We start from the raw sequence: 19,502 nt of genomic DNA, 5'->3' as shown, positions 1-19,502 counted from the left end.
GTGATTTTACTATATACAAGTTAAACAATTACTGCCAAGGGCGCTCAGCTGCTAGTTGTTTTTCAAACGCATCAATCTGTGGGTTTAGTGTTTCGGTTACACCAATAAAATCTAAGCCACTTAATAGACGCTCTTTTACGTCTTTACGAATATCAAAACTAATTGGTGCAAACTTACTGCTTGTTAGTGTTTGATTTTCAAGGTCGATTTCAATGTTAATATCGTCGTGCTGCTCGCTAAGTACAAACAATTGCTCAAGCGTGTCGGCAGGTAACGCAATGGCTAACATTTGGTTGTTACCACAGTTATTAAAGAAAATATCTGCAAAGCTTTCAGCTAAAATAACTTCAAAACCATATTGCTTAAGTGCCCATGGCGCGTGCTCGCGAGATGAGCCACAACCAAAGTTGTCGCGCGTTAATAATATTTGCGCGCCTTGGTAGCATGGGCGATTTAAAATAAAGTCAGGGTTTGGCTCACCGTTATCTAGGTAACGCCAATCATAAAACAAGGCAGCATCAAAACCTTCGCGGCTAGTTGATGTTAAAAACTGCTTAGGAATAATTTGGTCAGTATCTACATTGTTTTTATCAAGTGGAGCCATTAAGCCACTAAAAAATACGCTCATTATGCTTCTCCTCTAATATCAACAAAGTGACCATGTATTGCAGCGGCTGCCGCCATTGCAGGACTAACTAAATGGGTACGCCCGCCACGACCTTGGCGACCTTCAAAATTACGATTAGAAGTAGATGCACAACGCTTGCCTGCTTCTAGGCGGTCATCGTTCATCGCTAAACACATAGAACAACCTGGTTCGCGCCATTCAAAGCCTGCGGCTTTAAAAATATCGGCTAAGCCTTCGTCTTCAGCTTGTTTTTTAACTAAGCCAGAGCCCGGTACAATTAACGCCTCTATGCCGGCTACAACTTGCTTGCCTTCAACAATTTTTGCAGCTGCGCGTAAGTCTTCAATACGGCTATTAGTACATGAGCCAATAAATACCGTGTCTACTTTTGCGCTTGATAATTTATCGCCCGCTTTTAAGCCCATGTATTTAAGTGCGCTGCGAATGGCATCGGCTTTAATTAAATCTGGCTCTTTATCTGGATCGGGTATGCACTCATCAACACCAATTACTTGCTCTGGGCTTGTGCCCCAGGTAATTTGTGGCTGAATGTCGTCAGCATTTAGCTCAACAACTAAATCAAAGTGTGCGCCTTCGTCTGTTTTTAAGGTTTCCCAATATTCAACGGCTGCATCAAAATCTGCGCCTTTAGGTGCAAACGGACGACCTTTTAAATAATCATAAGTAATTTGGTCAGATGCAATTAAACCCGCTTTTGCACCCATTTCTATGCTCATATTACATAGCGTCATACGGGCTTCCATTGAAAGCGCTTCAATGCCTGCACCACAAAACTCTGCTACATAGCCTGTGCCACCAGCAGTACCTAACTTGCCAATTACCGCCATAATTAAATCTTTAGCCGTAACTGTTGGACGCAATACACCGTTAATTTGAATTTTTAACGATTTCGCCTTTTTTTGCTGTAGCGTTTGCGTTGCTAATACGTGCTCAACCTCAGACGTACCAATACCATGCGCTAATGCGCCAAACGCACCATGCGTAGAAGTATGGCTATCGCCACATACAATGGTTGTGCCTGGCAAAGTAATACCTTGCTCTGGGCCCATTACGTGCACAATGCCTTGGTTAATTGAGTTTAAATCGTAAAGTACAATACCAAACTCTTTACAGTTTTTATCAAGCGCCATTAATTGATTTTTAGATACTTCGCTTGCGGCATCAAGTGATCGGCTCTTAGTCGATACGTTATGATCCATCGTTGCAAAGGTTTTTTCTGGGCAACGTACAGTACGGTTTTTTTCACGTAGACCTGCAAAAGCCTGCGGAGAAGTAACTTCATGCACTAAATGGCGGTCAATATAAAGTAAGTCGGTTTGCTCATTTATGCTGGCAACGGTATGTGCTTGCCAAATTTTGTCGTATAACGTTTGGGCCACTTGCTAATTCCCTAATCTGTTTGAGTTGCAGCATAACGGTGCTGCAACTTTAATATGTTATTAAATGCGTGAAACGATAGCGGCTGCCACATCGCTTGTGCTGTAACCTGCATTTGGATATATATCTGGTGTGCCAACGCCTGCTTCTACGGCTTCTGCTACTGCTTTTTCAATCGTGCGAGCAGCTTCGTCTTGCCCTAGCGAGTAACGTAGCATTAATGCGGCACTTAAAATTTGTGCTATTGGGTTTGCAACGCCTTTACCTGCAATATCTGGTGCTGAACCGCCTGCTGGCTCGTACAATCCAAAACCCGATTGATTCAAGCTTGCCGAAGGTAATAAGCCCATTGAGCCTGTGATCATCGCGCACTCATCTGACAAAATATCGCCAAATAAGTTATCGCAAAGTAGTACGTCAAATTGGCTAGGCTGTTTAACTAACTGCATAGCGGCGTTATCTACGTAAATGTAATCTAGGCTTACTTCTGGGTAGTCTTTGCTTACTTCGGTGACTACTTCGCGCCATAATACGCTTGATGCAAGTACGTTTGCTTTATCAACAGAGGTAACATGGTTACTACGTAGTTTTGCAGCTTCAAAAGCAAAACGAGCAATACGTTCAATTTCTTTACGCGAGTATGTTTGCGTATCAAAAGCAGCTTCTTCAGCGCCTTCGCCGCTACGGCCTTTTTCGCCAAAATAAATGCCGCCGGTTAGCTCGCGCACACATAAAATATCAAAACCTTTTTCGCTAATATCAGCGCGAAGTGGTGACGCTGCACTTAATGCAGGTAATAACTGTGCAGGGCGCAGGTTACAAAACAAACCAAAGTGCTTACGAAGCGGCAATAACGATGCGCGCTCAGGCTGCTCGTTTGGTGGTAGGTTTTCCCATTTAGGACCGCCTACCGAACCAAATAAAATAGCGTCAGCGTTTTCACACGCTGCAAGTGTGCTCTCTGGTAATGCTTTACCAAATTCATCAATTGCTGCGCCACCAATTGCATAATGCTCACGGTTCAGGGTAAAACCAAACTTATTGCTCACAGCATCAAGTACTTGTTCTGCTGCTGCCATCACTTCTGGACCAATACCGTCGCCAGCTAATACGGCAACGCTGTAGTTTGTTTTACTCATCCTGCTTTCCTTTGTTGTTTTAAATCAGACACTTTTTGTGCACGATAAATTAAGTTATAAACACGGATCATGGCGCGTACCGACGCTTCAACCACATCCGCTGCAATGCCCGCACCGTGGTAAGGTCGGCCATCGTATTTAGCTATAATATTTACTTGGCCTAATGAGCTTGCACCTTGACCTGTCGCTTCTAAGTTATATTCAATCATTTCAACGCTCATACCGGTTAAGCGCTCAATGGCTGCAAACGAAGCTTCAACTGGGCCATTACCTGTCGCGGCTTCTTGTTTAGCTTCGCCATCAATTCGCATTCCAATCGTAGAGCTTGCTACCGATTGTGAGTTAGAAGCTGAGTTAACAAATTCTAATTGGTATTTTTCGTCTTTGTCGTTAATTTGATTAAAGTAAATCATCGCCTCAAGGTCGTAATCGTATACTGTGCCTTTTTGGTCAGCCAACTCAATAAAGCTTTTATATAAGCCATCCATATCGTAATCAGATTTTTGATAGCCTAACTCTTCTAGGCGATGCTCAATAACATGACGACCCGAACGCGAAGTCATATTTAATTGGTTACTTGGCACACCCACGCTTTCTGGCGACATAATCTCATAAGTATTTTGCGCTTTTAATACACCGTCTTGGTGAATGCCAGAACTATGCGCAAAGGCGTTTTCGCCAACAATCGCTTTATTTGGTTGTACTGGCATATTACAAATTTTAGCCACTTGGCGAGATGCGCGGTAAATTTCTTCACTTTTAATATCTGTGTATACTTTTAAGTGGTCTTTGCGCATTTTCATGATCATTGCCACTTCTTCAAGCGAGCAGTTACCAGCCCGCTCACCAATGCCATTAATAGTACACTCAATTTGGCGTGCGCCGGCTTGCACTGCAGCCACCGAGTTTGCTACTGCTAAACCTAAATCGTTGTGGCAATGCACACTTAAGCGCGCTTTATCAATATTTGGCACATTATTCATTAAATGGCGGATCATCGCGGCGTACTCATCTGGCGTTACAAAACCAACGGTATCTGGCAAGTTAATAGTAGAGGCACCGGCGTTAATTGCCTGTTCAACAATTTTACATAAATCCCAATGCGGCGTACGACCGGCATCTTCACACGAAAATTCAACATCATCAGTATAGTTACGCGCCAATTTAATTGATTTAACAGCCATTGCCGTTGCATCATCTAGGCTCATACGTAATTTATGTTCAAGGTGCAAAGGGCTTGTAGCAATAAAAGTATGAATACGGCTTTGTTGAGCTGTGCGAAGTGCTTCGCCACAGGCTTCAATGTCTTTAGCAACTGAGCGTGCTAAACCACAAATAATCGGGCCTTTTACTTCGGTTGCAATACGTTGCACCGAGCGAAAATCAGCAGGGCTCGAAACTGGAAAACCCACTTCCATCACATCCACATTCAAGCGGCTAATTGTATGCGCTAATTGAATTTTATCATCTTCAGTAAGGCTTGCTTTAAGCGCCTGTTCGCCATCACGTAAGGTGGTATCAAAAATCCATACTTTATCTTGCTCTTGCATAACTGCCCCTCATTCCTATGTTACCCAAATTTCAATTAATCCCAGCCGCGAGATAAAAAAAACCCCGCAATTGCGGGGTTTTTAGTGTTCAACTCGATGCAAACACACTAATCCCCGCTCACTGACCATAGCAGTAAGAGGTTAATTTTTAGTGTAATTAAACGAATAATATGCATCTTGTTTTCTTGTGTGTGTGTTCAGTGAAGCCTATTTTTAACATTACAAAGCGACGGAAGCAAGCATAAAAATTCCACAAAACACCTTCAAAACACAACCATAAAGAAAATAAAAACCAATAAACCTCAAATAAAAAGATTAAAAATACCAAACACGCTTCTTGTCACCATAATCAAATCGGCTTTGAAGTGATCCCCGATTAGATAAGTTTTATTATTTTTATCTGGGTTTATAAAGTAATCCCATGTTTAATAATTAAAAAGTGCCATTACTCACTTTATCGACAAAATAGTCAAAGTGATTTGAGCTATATTGAGCCTACTTGCATATCGATGGAATCGATTCATTATTCTCAACATAACCAGTTAATAAATACACGATTGGGCTGGCACTTCCTTTGCTAATGTCATGCATAACTAGTTACCCTGTGCTTTTTGGTTTGTAATCGCTACTGGTGATAATCTGTCCAAACCCCAAATACCCATTTCCTTTACTCGTATGATTTTTTGTTCGCCTGTTAAAATATTCGTTTTAGTAATAATGCTGTATATGTCAGGTATTTCATCTCGACTAGTTGGCTCTTTAAAATCGTTATAACCAAATTTAAGAGTGACATTTTCATCCAAAGAAAAAATCACGCTATTACCTTCCCCTATTTCTGAGTGCTCTATTTCCGGATTGGCAATATTCACCCAATGAAAATGCGCTTTTGGTCTAATATGAGTCATAAACGCTAAGTATTTTCCATCCGGTGAGATACGGTGGTCCAGCATCTCCCATTTCCTCGGAAAACCAAAGTTCACTTTACGTACTACTTCACCATTAAACTTATGTATCCAAAAGCCATCGTGCTTTATGGCTAAAAATTCTTTATCACCTGGGAGTAAAAAAGCAGCGCCACTGTGGTGAATTTGCGGCCGAGAGGTTAGCTCCCCTGTTGGTACATGGTAATTAAAGTTTTTGCCATCTGAGTAAAAAATGACGTTTTCACTGTCTGACGTCCAATTAAACCACGGGTAGCCTCCTCCACCTGACATGCTAATCAGCTTTTTATCTTTAGTATCGTATAACTGGCGAGTCGCTCGGTCATTTATATAACCCGAAATAGCAATATAACGGTTATCTGGTGAGCGTGCTGGTGGATGTATACTAATAGATTCAAGCTTTTGAAATACCTCTTCTGGAATAATACGGCGCCGGTCTGAGCCATCTAACCGTGATGACCAAAGCGTATAAACCTCGCTGCCTTTATATTTATTCCAGAACATTAACCGCGGGGTTGAAAATGTATCAGCATCGCCATACACCTCTTCGCGTATTTCTAATGGCCATTCTGGGTGGTTTTTGTGCTCTTTAGCCCATGGGTATTTAGCAGCATCAACGGCAGTTGTGTTTGTTGAGCTTTGCGATGAGGGCTCTGAGCAACCGCTTAGCAATAAGCTAAAACAAACGCTGAGCACGCAAAGCACGCTGTGATTTTTTATAAATGTCATTATTAAAATCCTTTTAAACTGTTAAAGTACCGAGCCGTTCTGCACACTATGCCCATACCCTAATAAATAAAAAAGCTCATATTCATGAGCTTTTTTATTCTTACTATAATTGCGCTGTTGCGCTCAGTTATGTTGGTAGTAACTACTTAAATTACGAATAAATTTATTCGCTTTTAAAAGCTCCTAGCGGCCTTACTTTCCTCTTTGTAGCATCTTCAACAAACCACTGTTTCACTTCATCTTCAGTCAACCCTTCCTCTGACAAGCGCTTATATAGGTCTTTTTGTGATGGGGTTGAATGATCGCTATTTAGCTCAGCGGCTAATTCTTTTAAATCAGCTTCTGGTAGTGTTTTACCCCAAGGCAAATTGCTATTTGTAGGGTTCGGTAGTGGTAACTTTAACTGCAAGCCATGGTTGCTAATTTTATCGGTCATCGAACCGATATCATTAAAATTAAAGCCCGAATTTCCCGCTGAGTTAAAGCTAGCTATACCTAGCTCCATCGTATATTGCCGGTCTTCTTTGTCAGTAAATATATCACTAAATTGGCTTGTAAATATGTCTCCAAAAGGCCTTAAGCCGTTTACTTCAACACGCTTCGGTGAGTCATATTTCAAACTAAAATTTGCAGCAAAAACAAAAATCTGCTCTTCACCGGCAAATGCTTCAGCGTCTTTATTATGCCAATCAAGCAGCGCTCGACCCTGTTTACCTTTTTCGTTATCAGAGCCTGCGTTATTCAATAATTCAATTAACTCTTCATACTCTGGGCCTACCTGCTCATCAATTTTGCACTGGTTGTCATACCACTTATCCTCAAATTGATAGTCATCGTCATGCCATATGTCCACCATTTTATTTAAAATACGCTCTGTTTTATAACCTTTATTTGCATTACGTGTAGCCTTGCCTAAATAGCAAAGTTTTGACTGATACTTCGGGCCTTTATCATTAATACCAATAGTTTGCTGCAGTATTAAATCACATGGCACACTACGCCAATCTAAACCAATTAATTTTTTGGTATAATTATCAGACTCTAGCTCTGTACAGGTCGCTACAACCATAATATCGACTTGGGTATTCCAATCAAAGTCATCAAATATTATGTCATCGCCAAACTGGCGTACTTTAAACCCTAAACTTTGTGCGGCAGCAAATTCACTCTTGAACAAACGAATAACTTGCCCTTGCCTTTGTATTTTACTGGTTATTAAATAAGGTTTACCCTCACCACCAAAGCGCACCAAAATTCTAATGCTTTTTTCCCCAGCAAAAAGCTCTGGATATACAAAGCTTGAGCTACTGCTCGTTAAAAAATCTTTTATTAATAGTGACTCTTCATTACCACCATTCCGCTTTGTATTTAAATCAACATAAAACTCATTCGCCACAAACTTGTTTTTTAAGCCTAAGGCATAGAGGACCTCCGCAGTGCCAGACTCAAAAATCATCTCATCACTATTATCTTTACGCTCCCCCATTAGTGGCAATACAACCTTACTGCTACTACCAACTTGTGCACCAATGTAATAACGCATATCAGAAAAATTGTCATCTTGATAATATTCAAGTGCAGAGTCGTTTATAATCGAGTAAAAGGCTTCTTCGTGCACCATAGGCTTGGTACCTAAATACGTTTTTGGCCCTAATTGAAAAAATGGTGTAAATACACAACCAAACTTTCCTGCAAAATGTTTTTCATTCTCTAATAGCTCAGACTCTACAAGCGGCCTTACAAGCTCTTTATAAGCAAGTTCGTTATTTATTACGCCATCACAGCGCGTTACTTCGAATGTAATAGGTGCAATACCGGTCATCGTGTCGTTAAATACAACAAGAACACGAATCGGGGTGAATGGCGTTAAACGCTTTAGTTTATTGGCAATAATTGGCAACCATTTTTTTGAAGTCTGGTCTTGATAATATATAGCGCTGTGGTGATAGCTCGCCTCACCATAGTCAGAAAACACCGGCTCAAATGTGTTTGCAAAGCTTTCGAGGTATTTACTGCCTTCTTTTTCTTGCGTGGCAAATGTGTGAATGGGGAAGTAATTTTGAAATTCAGCCGTAATATAATTATGCTCACGCGCTACTGTTGGCACCGTCATCATATAAAAACCATACGGGTTAGATTGTGATTGCAAATAAAGCGTGTTTTCAGGATCTGTAACTGCGGCTTTACGTGCCGCTTTATCTAGCAAGCTGTAGTTGTCACTAAAGCCGTAAAGTGCTTTTTTATCACCATCGGTACTTTGCTTTTGACTGGTAATGCTATCAATTAAAAATACCCAAAATGTATCCATCCTAATTGATGCACCAGGTAAATTAGGCAGTGCCCAGCTATCACCTAATAAAAAGTTTTCTATGTATTGTTTTACTTTATAGCGCTCTAAGTTTGAATAATACTGGCTTTTATCACCTTCACGCTGCGCCCTTAGCAGCAACCCCATAAGGCCCGATATGGCCTCTGAGCGCAACCTAAATTGAGCAGCCCATTGTGTGCTTTGCTGCGTTTTTCCGTCTATATTGTATTCACTTAATAGCTCATGCATCATACCTTGGTTAGCAGCACACTCTTGGCCTAAGCGTTTATCTCGCTGAATTTCTGCATAATAATGTTTACAGGCGTTATCGAGGAGTGCTTCATCCATTAAATTCGCAGCTGACGTAGCGATAGTATCAAGCGCTTTTACTACCGCTACTGCCGCAGCAATGGGAGCTGTTGCCGGGATAAATGCCATAACACCCAAAGCAATGTTAATCATTTGCCACGCCATATCGTCGCCTGTTTCATCTACTTTTATATCATTGGCTACGGTTAAATTACGAAAACGCTCTAGGCTATCCATACCTTCACGCGAGGGGCAAACATTTATTTGGCTAATAGCATAGGCGGCAATATGTACACGGCGGTTTTGTGCTCGGCTTGCCTCATCTTTATTATTTATAAGTGGTTGAGCATAACCCAGCCCTAGTACTTCAATACGCGCCTCATCAATGCCTGCTTGGGTCACTAAAATGTGCTTAACAGCCTCTGCTCGTCGCTCAGATAATGCTATATTATAATCGTAATTACCTATATCGCAGGTGTGGCCTGCCACGGTCACTTTAAGGCTCTCATTTTGCTTAAGCGCTTTTATAACAGCCTCGCTTTGCTGCAAAATGGTATTGCGGTAATCATCGGTTACTTGCTCGCTATTAAGCGAAAACGTCCCTTCAATTACTACATCTTTTACAATTTCTTTGGCACTTAAATGCTCAAAATAATCGTTAGCAACCGTTTTATAGTGTCGTTTAGCTTGCGCTAAATTAGGAATATTTGTACCAAATTGCTGCAACGTAGTTTGCCCAAGTGCTGCAATATTTGTGGTTAAGTCAGCTATATTGAGCGCATTGCCTGCTGCATCCATTGCTACCTTAGGAATGCCAAGCTTTTTACCTAAACTTTTATTATAGCTTTCCATTGCTGCTGGTGTGTTAGCTGGTAAGCGCCACAAATTTTCTGCAAGTGCTTGCCGCCAAGCATCGGTTGTAAAGGCTGCGCGAGCTTCACGTAGCTTTTTCCAAGCATCCTGCCCATCTTGCATAGCAAACACGGCATCTAGCGTTGCTTGAATCGTTTTATCTTCTGTTTTATTTAAATGAGTATGTATTGCTTTAGCAATTTTACTCCCTAAAGCAAACTTACCATTAGTGGTAAAATTACCGTTACTGGCGCTGGCGGTTATATCGGTATTTATTAATCCTGCAGCTAATTGTGCACGTCCTTTTGCGACAGACCAGCCATGGCAAAAGCTCTCAAAGCCACTGGCTATTTTTATTGGTTCATCACTAACTTTGGCGCGGCCAACCTCTTTACCGCTTTCATCTTTCATACTAATATTTTTAGGATCATACGTGGCATGCTCGGTTTTTAAATCTTTTGCATAGCTTATTAAGTGGCTATAAAAGCGAGGAAATTGCTTTATTATTGCCTCTTCAACCGAAAGCGGATCGCAATTAATTACATCAAACTCACCTGCCTCATTTTTTATATCAAAGCGGATCATTTCGGCGAGTTCATAGTAATCGTAGTTATCATCTGACTGAACTGATTTGGCACACCAGTTTGAAATATTAGCTAGGTAGGTATCTTGATCAAGCCTTACTTTGATTCTATACAACCCTTTGGGTAGTATCTTGTTAGTACCTGATATCACTGCTAATTTAGTTTCGCGGTCGAAAGTAGCTGGTATATCCCTTCCCTCTGGTGTTGACAAAACAATATTTGCGCCGGGAGAAAGAAGCGGGATGTTTGGATTAATACTTAAAATTATTGCTCGCGTTTTAGCCAACACATACGCTTGAATAGTTTGTACGTTTTTTTGAGTTATTTCTTTTGCGTACCACTTATTGTAAGTGTCGTCTTCGCTATTTTCTGCAGGCTGTTTTAAATTTGTAACAGGGACTGTTTGTAACTCTAATAACGGCGTATTTGAGCTACTGTAATTTTTTAAATTATCAACAAACTCTTTAACCCACCCACTAGGGTTATTATTGGCAATGAGACCAATGGATTCCATTGGCGGAATAATAATAGGCCGTTGATTATTAGCAATGTAGGCATGAAACGGCTGACGTACTTCTAATGAGTCACTATTTATTGTCGATAAAATACCGGAGCTATTTGTTTTTAATACAACAGGTTTTTTTGTATCATAAGTGGCTGACTTTGGTTGTTCAGCAATAACAATTCGGTTTGCTACCGGCGTTAATTTACCCACGGGTGTGTTGTTTTTAACATAACCAGTTAATAAATACACGATTGGGCTGGCACTTCCTTTGCTAATGTCATGCATAACTAGTTACTCTGTGCTTTTTGGTTGGTAATAGCTATAGGTGCTATGCTTCTAAGCCCCCACATTCTCATTTCTTTAGTGCGTATTACCTGCTGTTCACCGGTTAAAATATTAGTTTGGGTAATAATACTATAAGTAACTGGCTTGTTATTTTCATCAACTTCACCTCTAGGGTTATAGCCAAATTTAAGCGTAACATCTTCATCAAGTGAAAAGATTACGCCATTTCCCTCCCCTTTTTCTGAGTGCTCTATTTCAGGGTTTGCTATATTCACCCAATGGAAGTGGAAATCTTCTCTACCATACGTCATAAACGCTAAGTACTTACCATCGGGTGAAATACGGTGGTTTTTCATTTCCCACTTACGTGGAAAACCAAAGTTAACTTTGCGTACTATTTCACCATTAAACTTATGTATCCAAAAGCCATCGTGCTTTATCGCTAAAAACTCTTTATCACCAGGCAGTAAAAAAGCAGCGCCACTGTGGTGAATTTGAGGCCGTGGGGTTAGCTCCCCTGTTGATACATGGTAGTTAAAGTTTTTGCCATCTGAGTAAAAAATCACATTTTTACTGTCTGACGTCCAATTAAACCACGGGTAGCCCCCCCCGCCTGACATGGTGATTAGCTTTTTCTCTTTAGTATCGTATAACTGGCGGGTTGCTCGGTCATTTATATAGCCCGAAATAGCGATATAACGGTTATCTGGTGAGCGTGCTGGTGGATGCAATCCCGCAGGCTCCAGTTGGGTAAAAATTTCTTCTGGAATAATACGGCGCCGGTCTGAGCCATCTAACCTTGATGACCAAAGCGTATAAACCTCGCTGTATTTATATTTATTCCAGAACATTAACCGTGGGGTTGAAAATGTATCTGCATCGCCATACACCTCTTCGCGTATTTCTAGTGGCCACTCTGGATGGTTTTTGTGCTCCTTAGCCCATGGGTATTTAGCAACATCAACTTCTACTTGTGGTGAACTTTGCGATGGTGGCTCTGAGCAACCGCTTAGCAATAAGCTAAAGCAAACGCTGAGGGCGCAAAGCATGCTGTGATTTTTTAAAAACGTCATTAAAACTATCCTTTTACTACATGCACTTATTTACGAGGTAATATAAATAAGCGCACTCATTAAAACTTGTGTTATTGAGTCAAAGTGCTCGTACTTACTCTTCTACTATTTCTGCCATTAAAACAGATTCTGGCGTTTGGTCGTGAAGCTTACTGAATGGGACATTGTCGAAAATATAATAAGCTGGCTGGCCATCATTTGGGTCTTGCATTAAATCAAAGCTGCCACTTTGAGGGGTATTAGTAAATTTTATTTTTACCCACGTGGAATCAAGCCTTACACTGGCTATAAATTGTACTTGCTGCCAACTATGTTGTTTATTTATAAGTATAAGCTGCTCTTTGTCATACTTTGGCGTATTTGGGTCAACCTGATACATAAACACAAAAGCGGGCTTAACCATAGTTAACGGGTTTATGTTATTTACTACCATTGCCATACTGTGCGGGGCACTCATACTAACTCCCAAATACTTGTTGTAGTTTTGCTTTGGTTTTAGGGCCTGGAATGCCGTCTATGTCGAGATTGTGCTCGTACTGAAATTCTTTTACACCAATGCGAGTTTTTTGACCCATAACACCATCAACCGTACCACAATCAAAGCCCAACATATTACACCTACCTTGCACACCCGAGAGGGTTTCTATTGGGTCTAGGTTGCCTATTTGCACGTTAAAGCTTTTAGTTGGTGTGGTTTCGCCTTCATTTAGGTATAAATCGACGGTGCCAGTAAGAGCGTCGTTATTATTAAGCTCTACTTCAATAAGCCCATCACTTTGCAGTACGGTATCTATTGTTTGGCTACCGATATTTAGTACTACGCGTTTACCGGCTACGTCATCGCCGTCGTCGTACGATACTTGCAGGCGAAAATACTCTTTTTCGTTTTGTACAACAAAACTATTAATGCTGTTGGTGCGCAGCGGAATAAACTTTTCTTTTTTTGGCGGAATCGTAATTTTATCGCCCGGGTAAATTAAGTTTGGATCGGGGCGTAGGGCTTTAAACTCTGCATTGCTTGGGTGGTTATAAAGCGCTTTAGATGTTTGGTAGCCGTATTGCCTTGCTATGCGCAATAGCGTTTCACCTTGGGCTACGGTGTGTTGTTGGGTCATTGTGTATCCTTAAACCTTACCTATAGACCAATCTTCGCTGTCGAGTTCAAAAAAGCTGACTTTAGCGTTTTCAAAGTCGGGGCCTGATACGTTGGCATAACCGTTTTGATCAAGTTGCCCGGTAATAATGTGGCCGTTGCGTAGCCGTATTTTGTAACCCATGTTGGCTTGTGGCTCGCCAGCTTCGTCGAGTAGTTCTATTTCGTAGGCTAAAGTGGGTTGTTCAACAGTAAATGTGGTGGTGTCGGTTGCGCCACTGGCCGTCACCGTAACATTATAAAGACCCGGTTTTACCTCAGCGTAGTGCTGCCAAAACGAGACTTCGTCGGGACGTTTTTTTTCTAGTTGTAGCGTTATTTGCCCACTTGTTGGCCCTTGCCACTGAATAACTACACTGCGGCTGTTACTGCATGAGCCTTCTATATTGAGTTTCCAACCATTGGGGACTGTTAAGCTTGTGCCTGCTTTAGCAGGTTTTCGCTCGCTATAACCTAAGTTGTAATCGTAAATTAAGTTGGCATTTTTATAGCCGGTATATTGCTGTGCTAATTGCTCTACGGTTTCGGCGGCGCTAAGTACGTGGGTTGTAAAATTTTGCCTAACAGTGTGAGACGCTTTTAATAGCATTGTGCTGTTTAGCTCTGGCTTATAAATGCGTACAGCCGGCGCATGCTGTTGTATAGGTTGCGCTGCTTTTTTAGGTTTTTGATTATAACTTTGCTGATTTATAAATTGCGGACTATTTTGCGCAGCTGATTGGCTGTTTATAAATGCAGAAGTGCTTGGCGTCATTACTGTGTTATTTATAAAAGTATTGTTTTGCAACGCTGTTTGCGATGATGTAATTGAACCATTATTAACCGCGCCCGAGTAATTTGTTGGTGCTTGAGTTTGTTTTGGGTAAACAGCCAGGCGTGTACTAGCTTGCTTAAAAACTGAGTACGGTACCTTTTTCCACTCTTTGTCTTTAGCCCAATATTGGCACCGAGTGTCGTCGCGTAATCGCGCAGCTTGGTGTTTATCTAGCGCACCAAACAGGTTGTCTTGCAGTTGCCTTTGCAACACTTTAGGAAGTTTGCAAAGCTGAGCACGACTTAAATAAGAGAATGTAACCACAGGCTCTGAATTTTCAGGCTCATTATGTGGTTGTTCAAATAGTGGGGGGTAATTTAAGTTCACCGGATCCTTGGTGAGCATTTGCATCCTCGCTTTCTCTTAATAAGAGACTTATTTATTATTTAGTTACGGCTAAAAGGTATGCCGTTATTATAGTGCGTTAATATAAAGAAATAGGCACAAAAAATCTACAATGAATTTTTAAATTTGCTAACTTTGTTCAGTGTTTTCTCTTACGTAATGTCCGGCTCCACGAGTAATATAACGCAGCTGCCAAATAACACGCTCAATTAATTCGTCGCGTTGCAATCCTTCTATATCGAGCGCTTCTGCACCCGCATTAAATACGAGCGTTACCATAGATTCCGCCTGAATATAGGCATGCATAGCATTACATTTAGTTTCACTTTCTAAATAATGAGCCAGCTCTAAAATAAAATGCTTTACCTCGCGGGCTACAGCGGCTCTAAATGCTTTAGAAGTCCCAGAGCGTTCTCGTAGTAATAATCTAAATTGGTTACTTGAGTTATCAATAAACTCCATAAAAGTAACCACTGAGGTATTTATAACACTGCCGCCATCGTTTGCTATTCGTCTGCGAGCTTGACGCATTAGTTGGCGAAGGGTTAAACCGGCTTCGTCTACCATGGTTAAACCTAGCTCATCCATGTCTTTAAAATGACGATAAAAAGACGTTGGGGCAATACCGGCTTCTCGTGCTACTTCGCGTAAACTTAAATTCGAAAAACTATGATCAGCACTCAGCTGATTAAATGCCGCTTGAATTAACGCCTGTCGTGTTTTTTGTTTCTGTTGTGCTCTAACACCCGACATCAACAGCTCCCTGAATTATTTTATATGAATATTTAGTGATATTAGCTCAATTGTACAGTCTAATACTTGACGACGAGAGTTTGAAATACTATTTTAGCTTACAGTTGTACGCTGAGATTGAGAATTATGAATAAACCACCGATTATTTGGACAAACGTCCTATTTTTTAGCCTAACCTTTTTGGCGGCTGCCACACTTGTACCTTGGTACGCCATTAGCTACGGATTTACCAGCGCGCATTGGATTGCTTTTGTAGCCTGCATGTTTTATGCGGGCTTATCAATTACTGCCGGCTACCATCGATTATGGGCACATAAAACCTATAACGCACACCCTGCAGTTGAATTTATTTTTGCGCTTGGCGGTGCTTTTGCGCTGCAAAACAGTGCATTGCATTGGAGTAGCGATCACCGTATACATCACGGTCAAGTTGACGACCCAATAAAAGACCCTTACGCGGCGACCAATGGTTTTTGGTATAGCCATATCGGATGGATGTTACGTGACTACCAAGGCGATAGCTACGGTGATTATAGTAATTGTCGTGATTTACAGCGCAATAAAATAGTTATGTGGCAACACAAACATTACTTAAAGCTTGTGATTGCTATGAACGTAGGCTTGCCTCTAGCAATTGGTTTATTGGTTGGTGATGTGTGGGGGATGTTAATTCTTGCAGGTTTACTACGCTTAGTACTGAGTCAACACTTTACCTTTTTTATAAACTCAGTTGCACATATTTGGGGCTCTCGCCCATACACCGAAAAAAATACGGCACGTGATAACGGCTTTTTAGCGTTATTTACATACGGTGAGGGGTACCATAACTTCCACCATATTTTTGCAAGCGACTACCGTAACGGTATTAAATGGTTTCATTACGACCCAACAAAATGGATGATCCGCTCTTTAGCAGCTGTAGGTTTAGCCAATAAATTAAAGCGTACTCCTGTTGAGCGTATAGAAAAAGCGAAGGCCGAAACGCTCATGAGCAAAACGCAAACGCGCCTTGCAAAATTGCCTTTAGCACAAGATAAGATTACATTATTACAACAAGAGTACGATTTACTGCTGAAAAAACTGCAAAATTATTGTTCACTACAAAAACAAGTGTTAGAAGTTAAAAAAAATAACATGGCAAAGCAGTGTGAACGCTCAGCATTAATGGCACAATACCATGAGTTGGAAGCCGCCTGGGAAAATCAAAAACAGGCATGGCTAGCACTTAATGCGAGGTTATTAAAAGCCTCTTTTAATTAATTTAGGAGTGGCTGTGGCCAAACAACCAGAACAAAAAAAAGTACCCGTGACATACCAATATGATGCAATAATTATTGGCACGGGTCCTGGCGGTGAAGGTACCGCCATGAACCTTTCAAAAAACGATAAAAAAGTAGCGGTTATTGAACGCCAAGAATCAGTTGGTGGCGGTTGTGTACATTGGGGAACAATTCCTTCAAAAGCGCTTCGCCACTCTGTTAGCCGCTATATTGAATACAAAGCAAATCCGTTATTTAATGTTGGTGAGCGCCCTAGCCGCTTAACATTTCCTGATATTTTACGTCACGCAAGTTCTGTTATTTCTAAGCAATCTAATTTACGTAGTAGCTTTTACGATCGTAACCGCATTCATATGTTTCAAGGTGATGCGAGCTTTGTAGATAAGCACACAATTGAAGTAAAACGAAATGATGGTTCAACTGAGCGACTGACTGCTAAAACGATTGTTATTGCAACGGGTTCACGCCCTTATCGCCCACCAGAGGTAGATTTTACGCATTCTCGTATTTACGAAAGTGACACAATACTTGGCCTTGAGCATGACCCTCATCGTGTACTGATTTATGGTGCAGGTGTAATTGGTTGTGAGTACGCGTCAATATTTAAAGGTTTAGGCGCTAAAGTTGATTTGGTTAATACACGCGATCGTCTACTTGCTTTTATGGATGCAGAAATATCTGACGCACTTAGCTATCACTTTTGGAATAGCGGTATTGTTATTCGCCATAACGAAGAGTTTGACCGAATTGAGACGCGTGACGACTGCGTTATAATGCATCTAAAATCAGGTAAACGCGTAAAAGCTGACTGTATTTTATTTGCTAATGGTCGTACTGGTAACACTGATACACTAAATCTTGAAGCCATTGGCTTAAAAGCCGATAGCCGTGGCCAATTAAAAGTTAACGAAACATACCAAACAGAAATTGATAACGTTTACGCTGTAGGTGATGTAATAGGCTACCCAAGCCTTGCAAGTGCTGCGTTTGACCAAGGTCGTATAGCTGCTGATGCAATTGCATGTGGTAACTGCGATGACAGGCTGATTGTTGATATTCCGGCTGGTATTTATACCATTCCAGAAATGAGCTCAGTAGGTAAAACCGAGCAAGAGCTTACAGCCGCTAAAGTACCGTATGAAGTAGGCCGTGCTCAGTTTAAGCATTTGGCTCGCGCGCAAATTGCTGGTACTGAAGTAGGTAGTTTAAAAATATTATTCCACACCGAAACCAAAGAAGTACTTGGCGTACATTGTTTTGGCGAACGTGCCTCTGAAATTGTTCACATTGGCCAAGCTATTATGGAACAAAAAAATGGTGGCAATAATATCGACTACTTTGTAAATACCACATTTAACTACCCAACCATGGCTGAAGCCTACCGTGTTGCGGCATTAAATGGCTTAAATCGCTTATTTAAATAAGTAGTTTTAAAAGCCTTTATAAATAGGTAACAAAAAACCCGCAACTTAGCGGGTTTTTTACTTTTAAACAGTTTTAAAGCTCGTTTAAGTGACTATTACTTATGGTACTTAGCACTTAGCTCATGTACTGCATTAATAAATACGCCAGCATTTTCAGGGTCTACATCTGGTGTAATGCCGTGGCCTAAGTTAAACACGTGGCCATTGCCTGTACCAAAGTCTTCTAAAATAGTGCCGACTTCTTGGCGAATACGCTCTGGTGTACCGTGTAACATAGATGGGTCCATATTACCTTGTAGAGCAACTTTATCACCCACGCGGCGCTTAGCGTCGCTGATATTAATAGTCCAATCAAGACCGATTGCATCACAGCCTGTTGCTGCAATAGCTTCAATCCATTGACCACCATTTTTAGTGAACAAAGTAACCGGTACTTTACGACCGTCGTACTCACGAATTAAGCCATCTACAATTTTATGCATGTATTGTAATGAAAACTCATTGTAATCGCGCGGGCTTAATACACCACCCCATGAGTCAAATACCATTAGCGATTGCGCGCCTGCTTTAATTTGAGCATTTAAGTAATCAATAACTGAATCAGCTAGCTTATCTAGTAATAAATGAAGTGTTTGGGGCTCTGCAAACGCCATTTTTTTGATTTTACCAAATACTTTGCTGCTACCGCCTTCAACCATATAAGTTGCTAGTGTCCAAGGTGAACCAGAAAAACCAATAAGTGGTACTTCACCTTTAAGCTCACGACGAATAGTGCTTACTGCATTCATTACGTAGCCAAGCTCGTCTGTAGGGTCTAACTTTGGAATTTTTTTAACATCAGCAAGAGATGAAATAGGACGTTCGAACTTAGGGCCTTCGCCAGTTTCAAAGTAAAGACCTAAACCCATCGCATCTGGAATCGTTAAAATATCACTAAATAATATAGCGGCATCTAACGGGTAGCGACGAAGTGGCTGCAGTGTTACTTCACATGCAAGCTCAGCATTACGGCACAGGCTCATAAAATCGCCCGCTTGTGCACGTGTAGCGCGATACTCTGGTAAATAGCGTCCTGCTTGGCGCATCATCCATACCGGAGTTACATCAACAGGTTGTTTTGCAAGTGCACGTAAATAACGGTCGTTTTTTAATTCGCTCATGGCGTAAATGATCCTAAGACTTGTATAAATTGTGCAAGATTGTACCACCATATTCTCCGACCCTCTATTGCTTAGGGACGAAAACAGCTTTACCTAGAGGTAGATCAATAGAATAGAGTTTTTTAATCCATTTTGACTATAAAATAAACAAAAATAAATAACATTTAAAACTTTTTATTAATATGTTTGCAACATTACAAAAACCTTGTTATTGTTTGTCCCGCGTTAACAAAAACAATAATAAAAATCTTAAAACAATAAAAATAAATGTT

14 protein-coding genes are annotated in these 19,502 nt (G+C 41.0%); 2 read left to right on the top strand and 12 right to left on the bottom strand.

The genetic code is table 11. From position 1 onward, the window contains the following. Positions 1 to 28 precede the first annotated feature (28 nt). From leuD to fabR, 11 genes are all read right to left on the bottom strand, one after another. Positions 29 to 628 (bottom strand): 3-isopropylmalate dehydratase small subunit, encoded by a 600-nt coding sequence (gene leuD, locus H5090_RS16880; protein WP_002961095.1) that lies wholly within the window; start codon positions 626 to 628, stop codon positions 29 to 31. Then, positions 628 to 2,028 carry a 3-isopropylmalate dehydratase large subunit gene (gene leuC, locus H5090_RS16875; protein ID WP_182682468.1) on the bottom strand — a complete coding sequence of 467 codons (1,401 nt, stop codon included), beginning with the start codon at positions 2,026 to 2,028 and terminating at the stop codon, positions 628 to 630. The genes leuD and leuC overlap by 1 nt, the downstream gene beginning before the upstream one ends. A 60-nt stretch (positions 2,029 to 2,088) precedes the next feature. After that, positions 2,089 to 3,165, bottom strand: coding sequence for a 3-isopropylmalate dehydrogenase (gene leuB, locus H5090_RS16870; RefSeq protein ID WP_002961092.1), 1,077 nt, complete (start codon positions 3,163 to 3,165; stop codon positions 2,089 to 2,091). Then, positions 3,162 to 4,715, bottom strand: coding sequence for a 2-isopropylmalate synthase (gene leuA, locus H5090_RS16865; RefSeq protein ID WP_002961090.1), 1,554 nt, complete (start codon positions 4,713 to 4,715; stop codon positions 3,162 to 3,164). Before leuA ends, leuB begins: the two co-directional genes overlap by 4 nt. 593 nt (positions 4,716 to 5,308) lie before the next feature. Then, positions 5,309 to 6,385, bottom strand: a complete 1,077-nt coding sequence (locus H5090_RS16860) for a hypothetical protein (protein WP_182696271.1) — start codon at positions 6,383 to 6,385, stop codon at positions 5,309 to 5,311. Positions 6,386 to 6,548: 163 nt separating this feature from the next. Continuing rightward, positions 6,549 to 11,228, bottom strand: coding sequence for an OmpA family protein (locus tag H5090_RS16855; RefSeq protein ID WP_182696270.1), 4,680 nt, complete (start codon positions 11,226 to 11,228; stop codon positions 6,549 to 6,551). Between the two features lie 2 nt (positions 11,229 to 11,230). After that, a complete protein-coding gene (locus H5090_RS16850; protein WP_182696269.1) occupies positions 11,231 to 12,301 on the bottom strand; it encodes a PD40 domain-containing protein in 1,071 nt (356 codons plus the stop codon). Positions 12,302 to 12,395: 94 nt separating this feature from the next. Beyond that, positions 12,396 to 12,758 carry a hypothetical protein gene (locus H5090_RS16845; protein WP_182696268.1) on the bottom strand — a complete coding sequence of 121 codons (363 nt, stop codon included), beginning with the start codon at positions 12,756 to 12,758 and terminating at the stop codon, positions 12,396 to 12,398. A gap of 1 nt (position 12,759) precedes the next feature. Continuing rightward, positions 12,760 to 13,416 carry a peptidoglycan-binding protein gene (locus tag H5090_RS16840; protein ID WP_182696267.1) on the bottom strand — a complete coding sequence of 219 codons (657 nt, stop codon included), beginning with the start codon at positions 13,414 to 13,416 and terminating at the stop codon, positions 12,760 to 12,762. 9 nt (positions 13,417 to 13,425) lie between these two features. Then, positions 13,426 to 14,613 (bottom strand): hypothetical protein, encoded by a 1,188-nt coding sequence (locus tag H5090_RS16835; RefSeq protein WP_259395120.1) that lies wholly within the window; start codon positions 14,611 to 14,613, stop codon positions 13,426 to 13,428. A gap of 129 nt (positions 14,614 to 14,742) precedes the next feature. Further along, positions 14,743 to 15,366, bottom strand: coding sequence for an HTH-type transcriptional repressor FabR (gene fabR / locus H5090_RS16830; RefSeq protein ID WP_007582233.1), 624 nt, complete (start codon positions 15,364 to 15,366; stop codon positions 14,743 to 14,745). 126 nt (positions 15,367 to 15,492) lie between these two features. Between fabR and H5090_RS16825 the strand changes: the two genes are divergently transcribed. Both H5090_RS16825 and sthA read left to right on the top strand, forming a co-directional pair. After that, positions 15,493 to 16,626: a fatty acid desaturase gene (locus tag H5090_RS16825; RefSeq protein WP_182696265.1), complete on the top strand. Its 1,134-nt coding sequence runs from the start codon at positions 15,493 to 15,495 to the stop codon at positions 16,624 to 16,626. Positions 16,627 to 16,639: 13 nt separating this feature from the next. Further along, on the top strand, positions 16,640 to 18,070 hold the full coding sequence (sthA, locus tag H5090_RS16820) for a Si-specific NAD(P)(+) transhydrogenase (RefSeq protein ID WP_007378904.1): 1,431 nt from the start codon (positions 16,640 to 16,642) through the stop codon (positions 18,068 to 18,070). Between the two features lie 95 nt (positions 18,071 to 18,165). On the opposite strand, the gene hemE is transcribed toward sthA, so the two are convergent. After that, positions 18,166 to 19,230 (bottom strand): uroporphyrinogen decarboxylase, encoded by a 1,065-nt coding sequence (hemE, locus tag H5090_RS16815; protein WP_002961084.1) that lies wholly within the window; start codon positions 19,228 to 19,230, stop codon positions 18,166 to 18,168. Positions 19,231 to 19,502: the final 272 nt, after the last annotated feature.

The sequence above is a fragment of the Pseudoalteromonas sp. SR43-5 genome (genome assembly GCF_014163835.1).
Lineage (GTDB): Bacteria > Pseudomonadota > Gammaproteobacteria > Enterobacterales > Alteromonadaceae > Pseudoalteromonas > Pseudoalteromonas distincta.
The sequence above is the reverse complement of the archived record's forward strand: the minus strand, read 5'-3'. Positions and strand labels throughout refer to the sequence as shown.

Bases quoted from the DNA above. Each gene is read 5' to 3' on its own strand.
- H5090_RS16850 (WP_182696269.1), bottom strand. From the start codon at position 12,301: ATGACGTTTTTAAAAAATCACAGCATGCTTTGCGCCCTCAGCGTTTGC.
- hemE (WP_002961084.1), bottom strand. From the start codon at position 19,230: ATGAGCGAATTAAAAAACGACCGTTATTTACGTGCACTTGCAAAACAA.
- H5090_RS16860 (WP_182696271.1), bottom strand. From the start codon at position 6,385: ATGACATTTATAAAAAATCACAGCGTGCTTTGCGTGCTCAGCGTTTGT.
- fabR (WP_007582233.1), bottom strand. From the start codon at position 15,366: ATGTCGGGTGTTAGAGCACAACAGAAACAAAAAACACGACAGGCGTTA.
- H5090_RS16835 (WP_259395120.1), bottom strand. From the start codon at position 14,613: ATGCTCACCAAGGATCCGGTGAACTTAAATTACCCCCCACTATTTGAA.
- leuA (WP_002961090.1), bottom strand. From the start codon at position 4,715: ATGCAAGAGCAAGATAAAGTATGGATTTTTGATACCACCTTACGTGAT.
- H5090_RS16825 (WP_182696265.1), top strand. From the start codon at position 15,493: ATGAATAAACCACCGATTATTTGGACAAACGTCCTATTTTTTAGCCTA.
- leuB (WP_002961092.1), bottom strand. From the start codon at position 3,165: ATGAGTAAAACAAACTACAGCGTTGCCGTATTAGCTGGCGACGGTATT.
- H5090_RS16855 (WP_182696270.1), bottom strand. From the start codon at position 11,228: ATGCATGACATTAGCAAAGGAAGTGCCAGCCCAATCGTGTATTTATTA.
- leuD (WP_002961095.1), bottom strand. From the start codon at position 628: ATGAGCGTATTTTTTAGTGGCTTAATGGCTCCACTTGATAAAAACAAT.
- H5090_RS16845 (WP_182696268.1), bottom strand. From the start codon at position 12,758: ATGAGTGCCCCGCACAGTATGGCAATGGTAGTAAATAACATAAACCCG.
- H5090_RS16840 (WP_182696267.1), bottom strand. From the start codon at position 13,416: ATGACCCAACAACACACCGTAGCCCAAGGTGAAACGCTATTGCGCATA.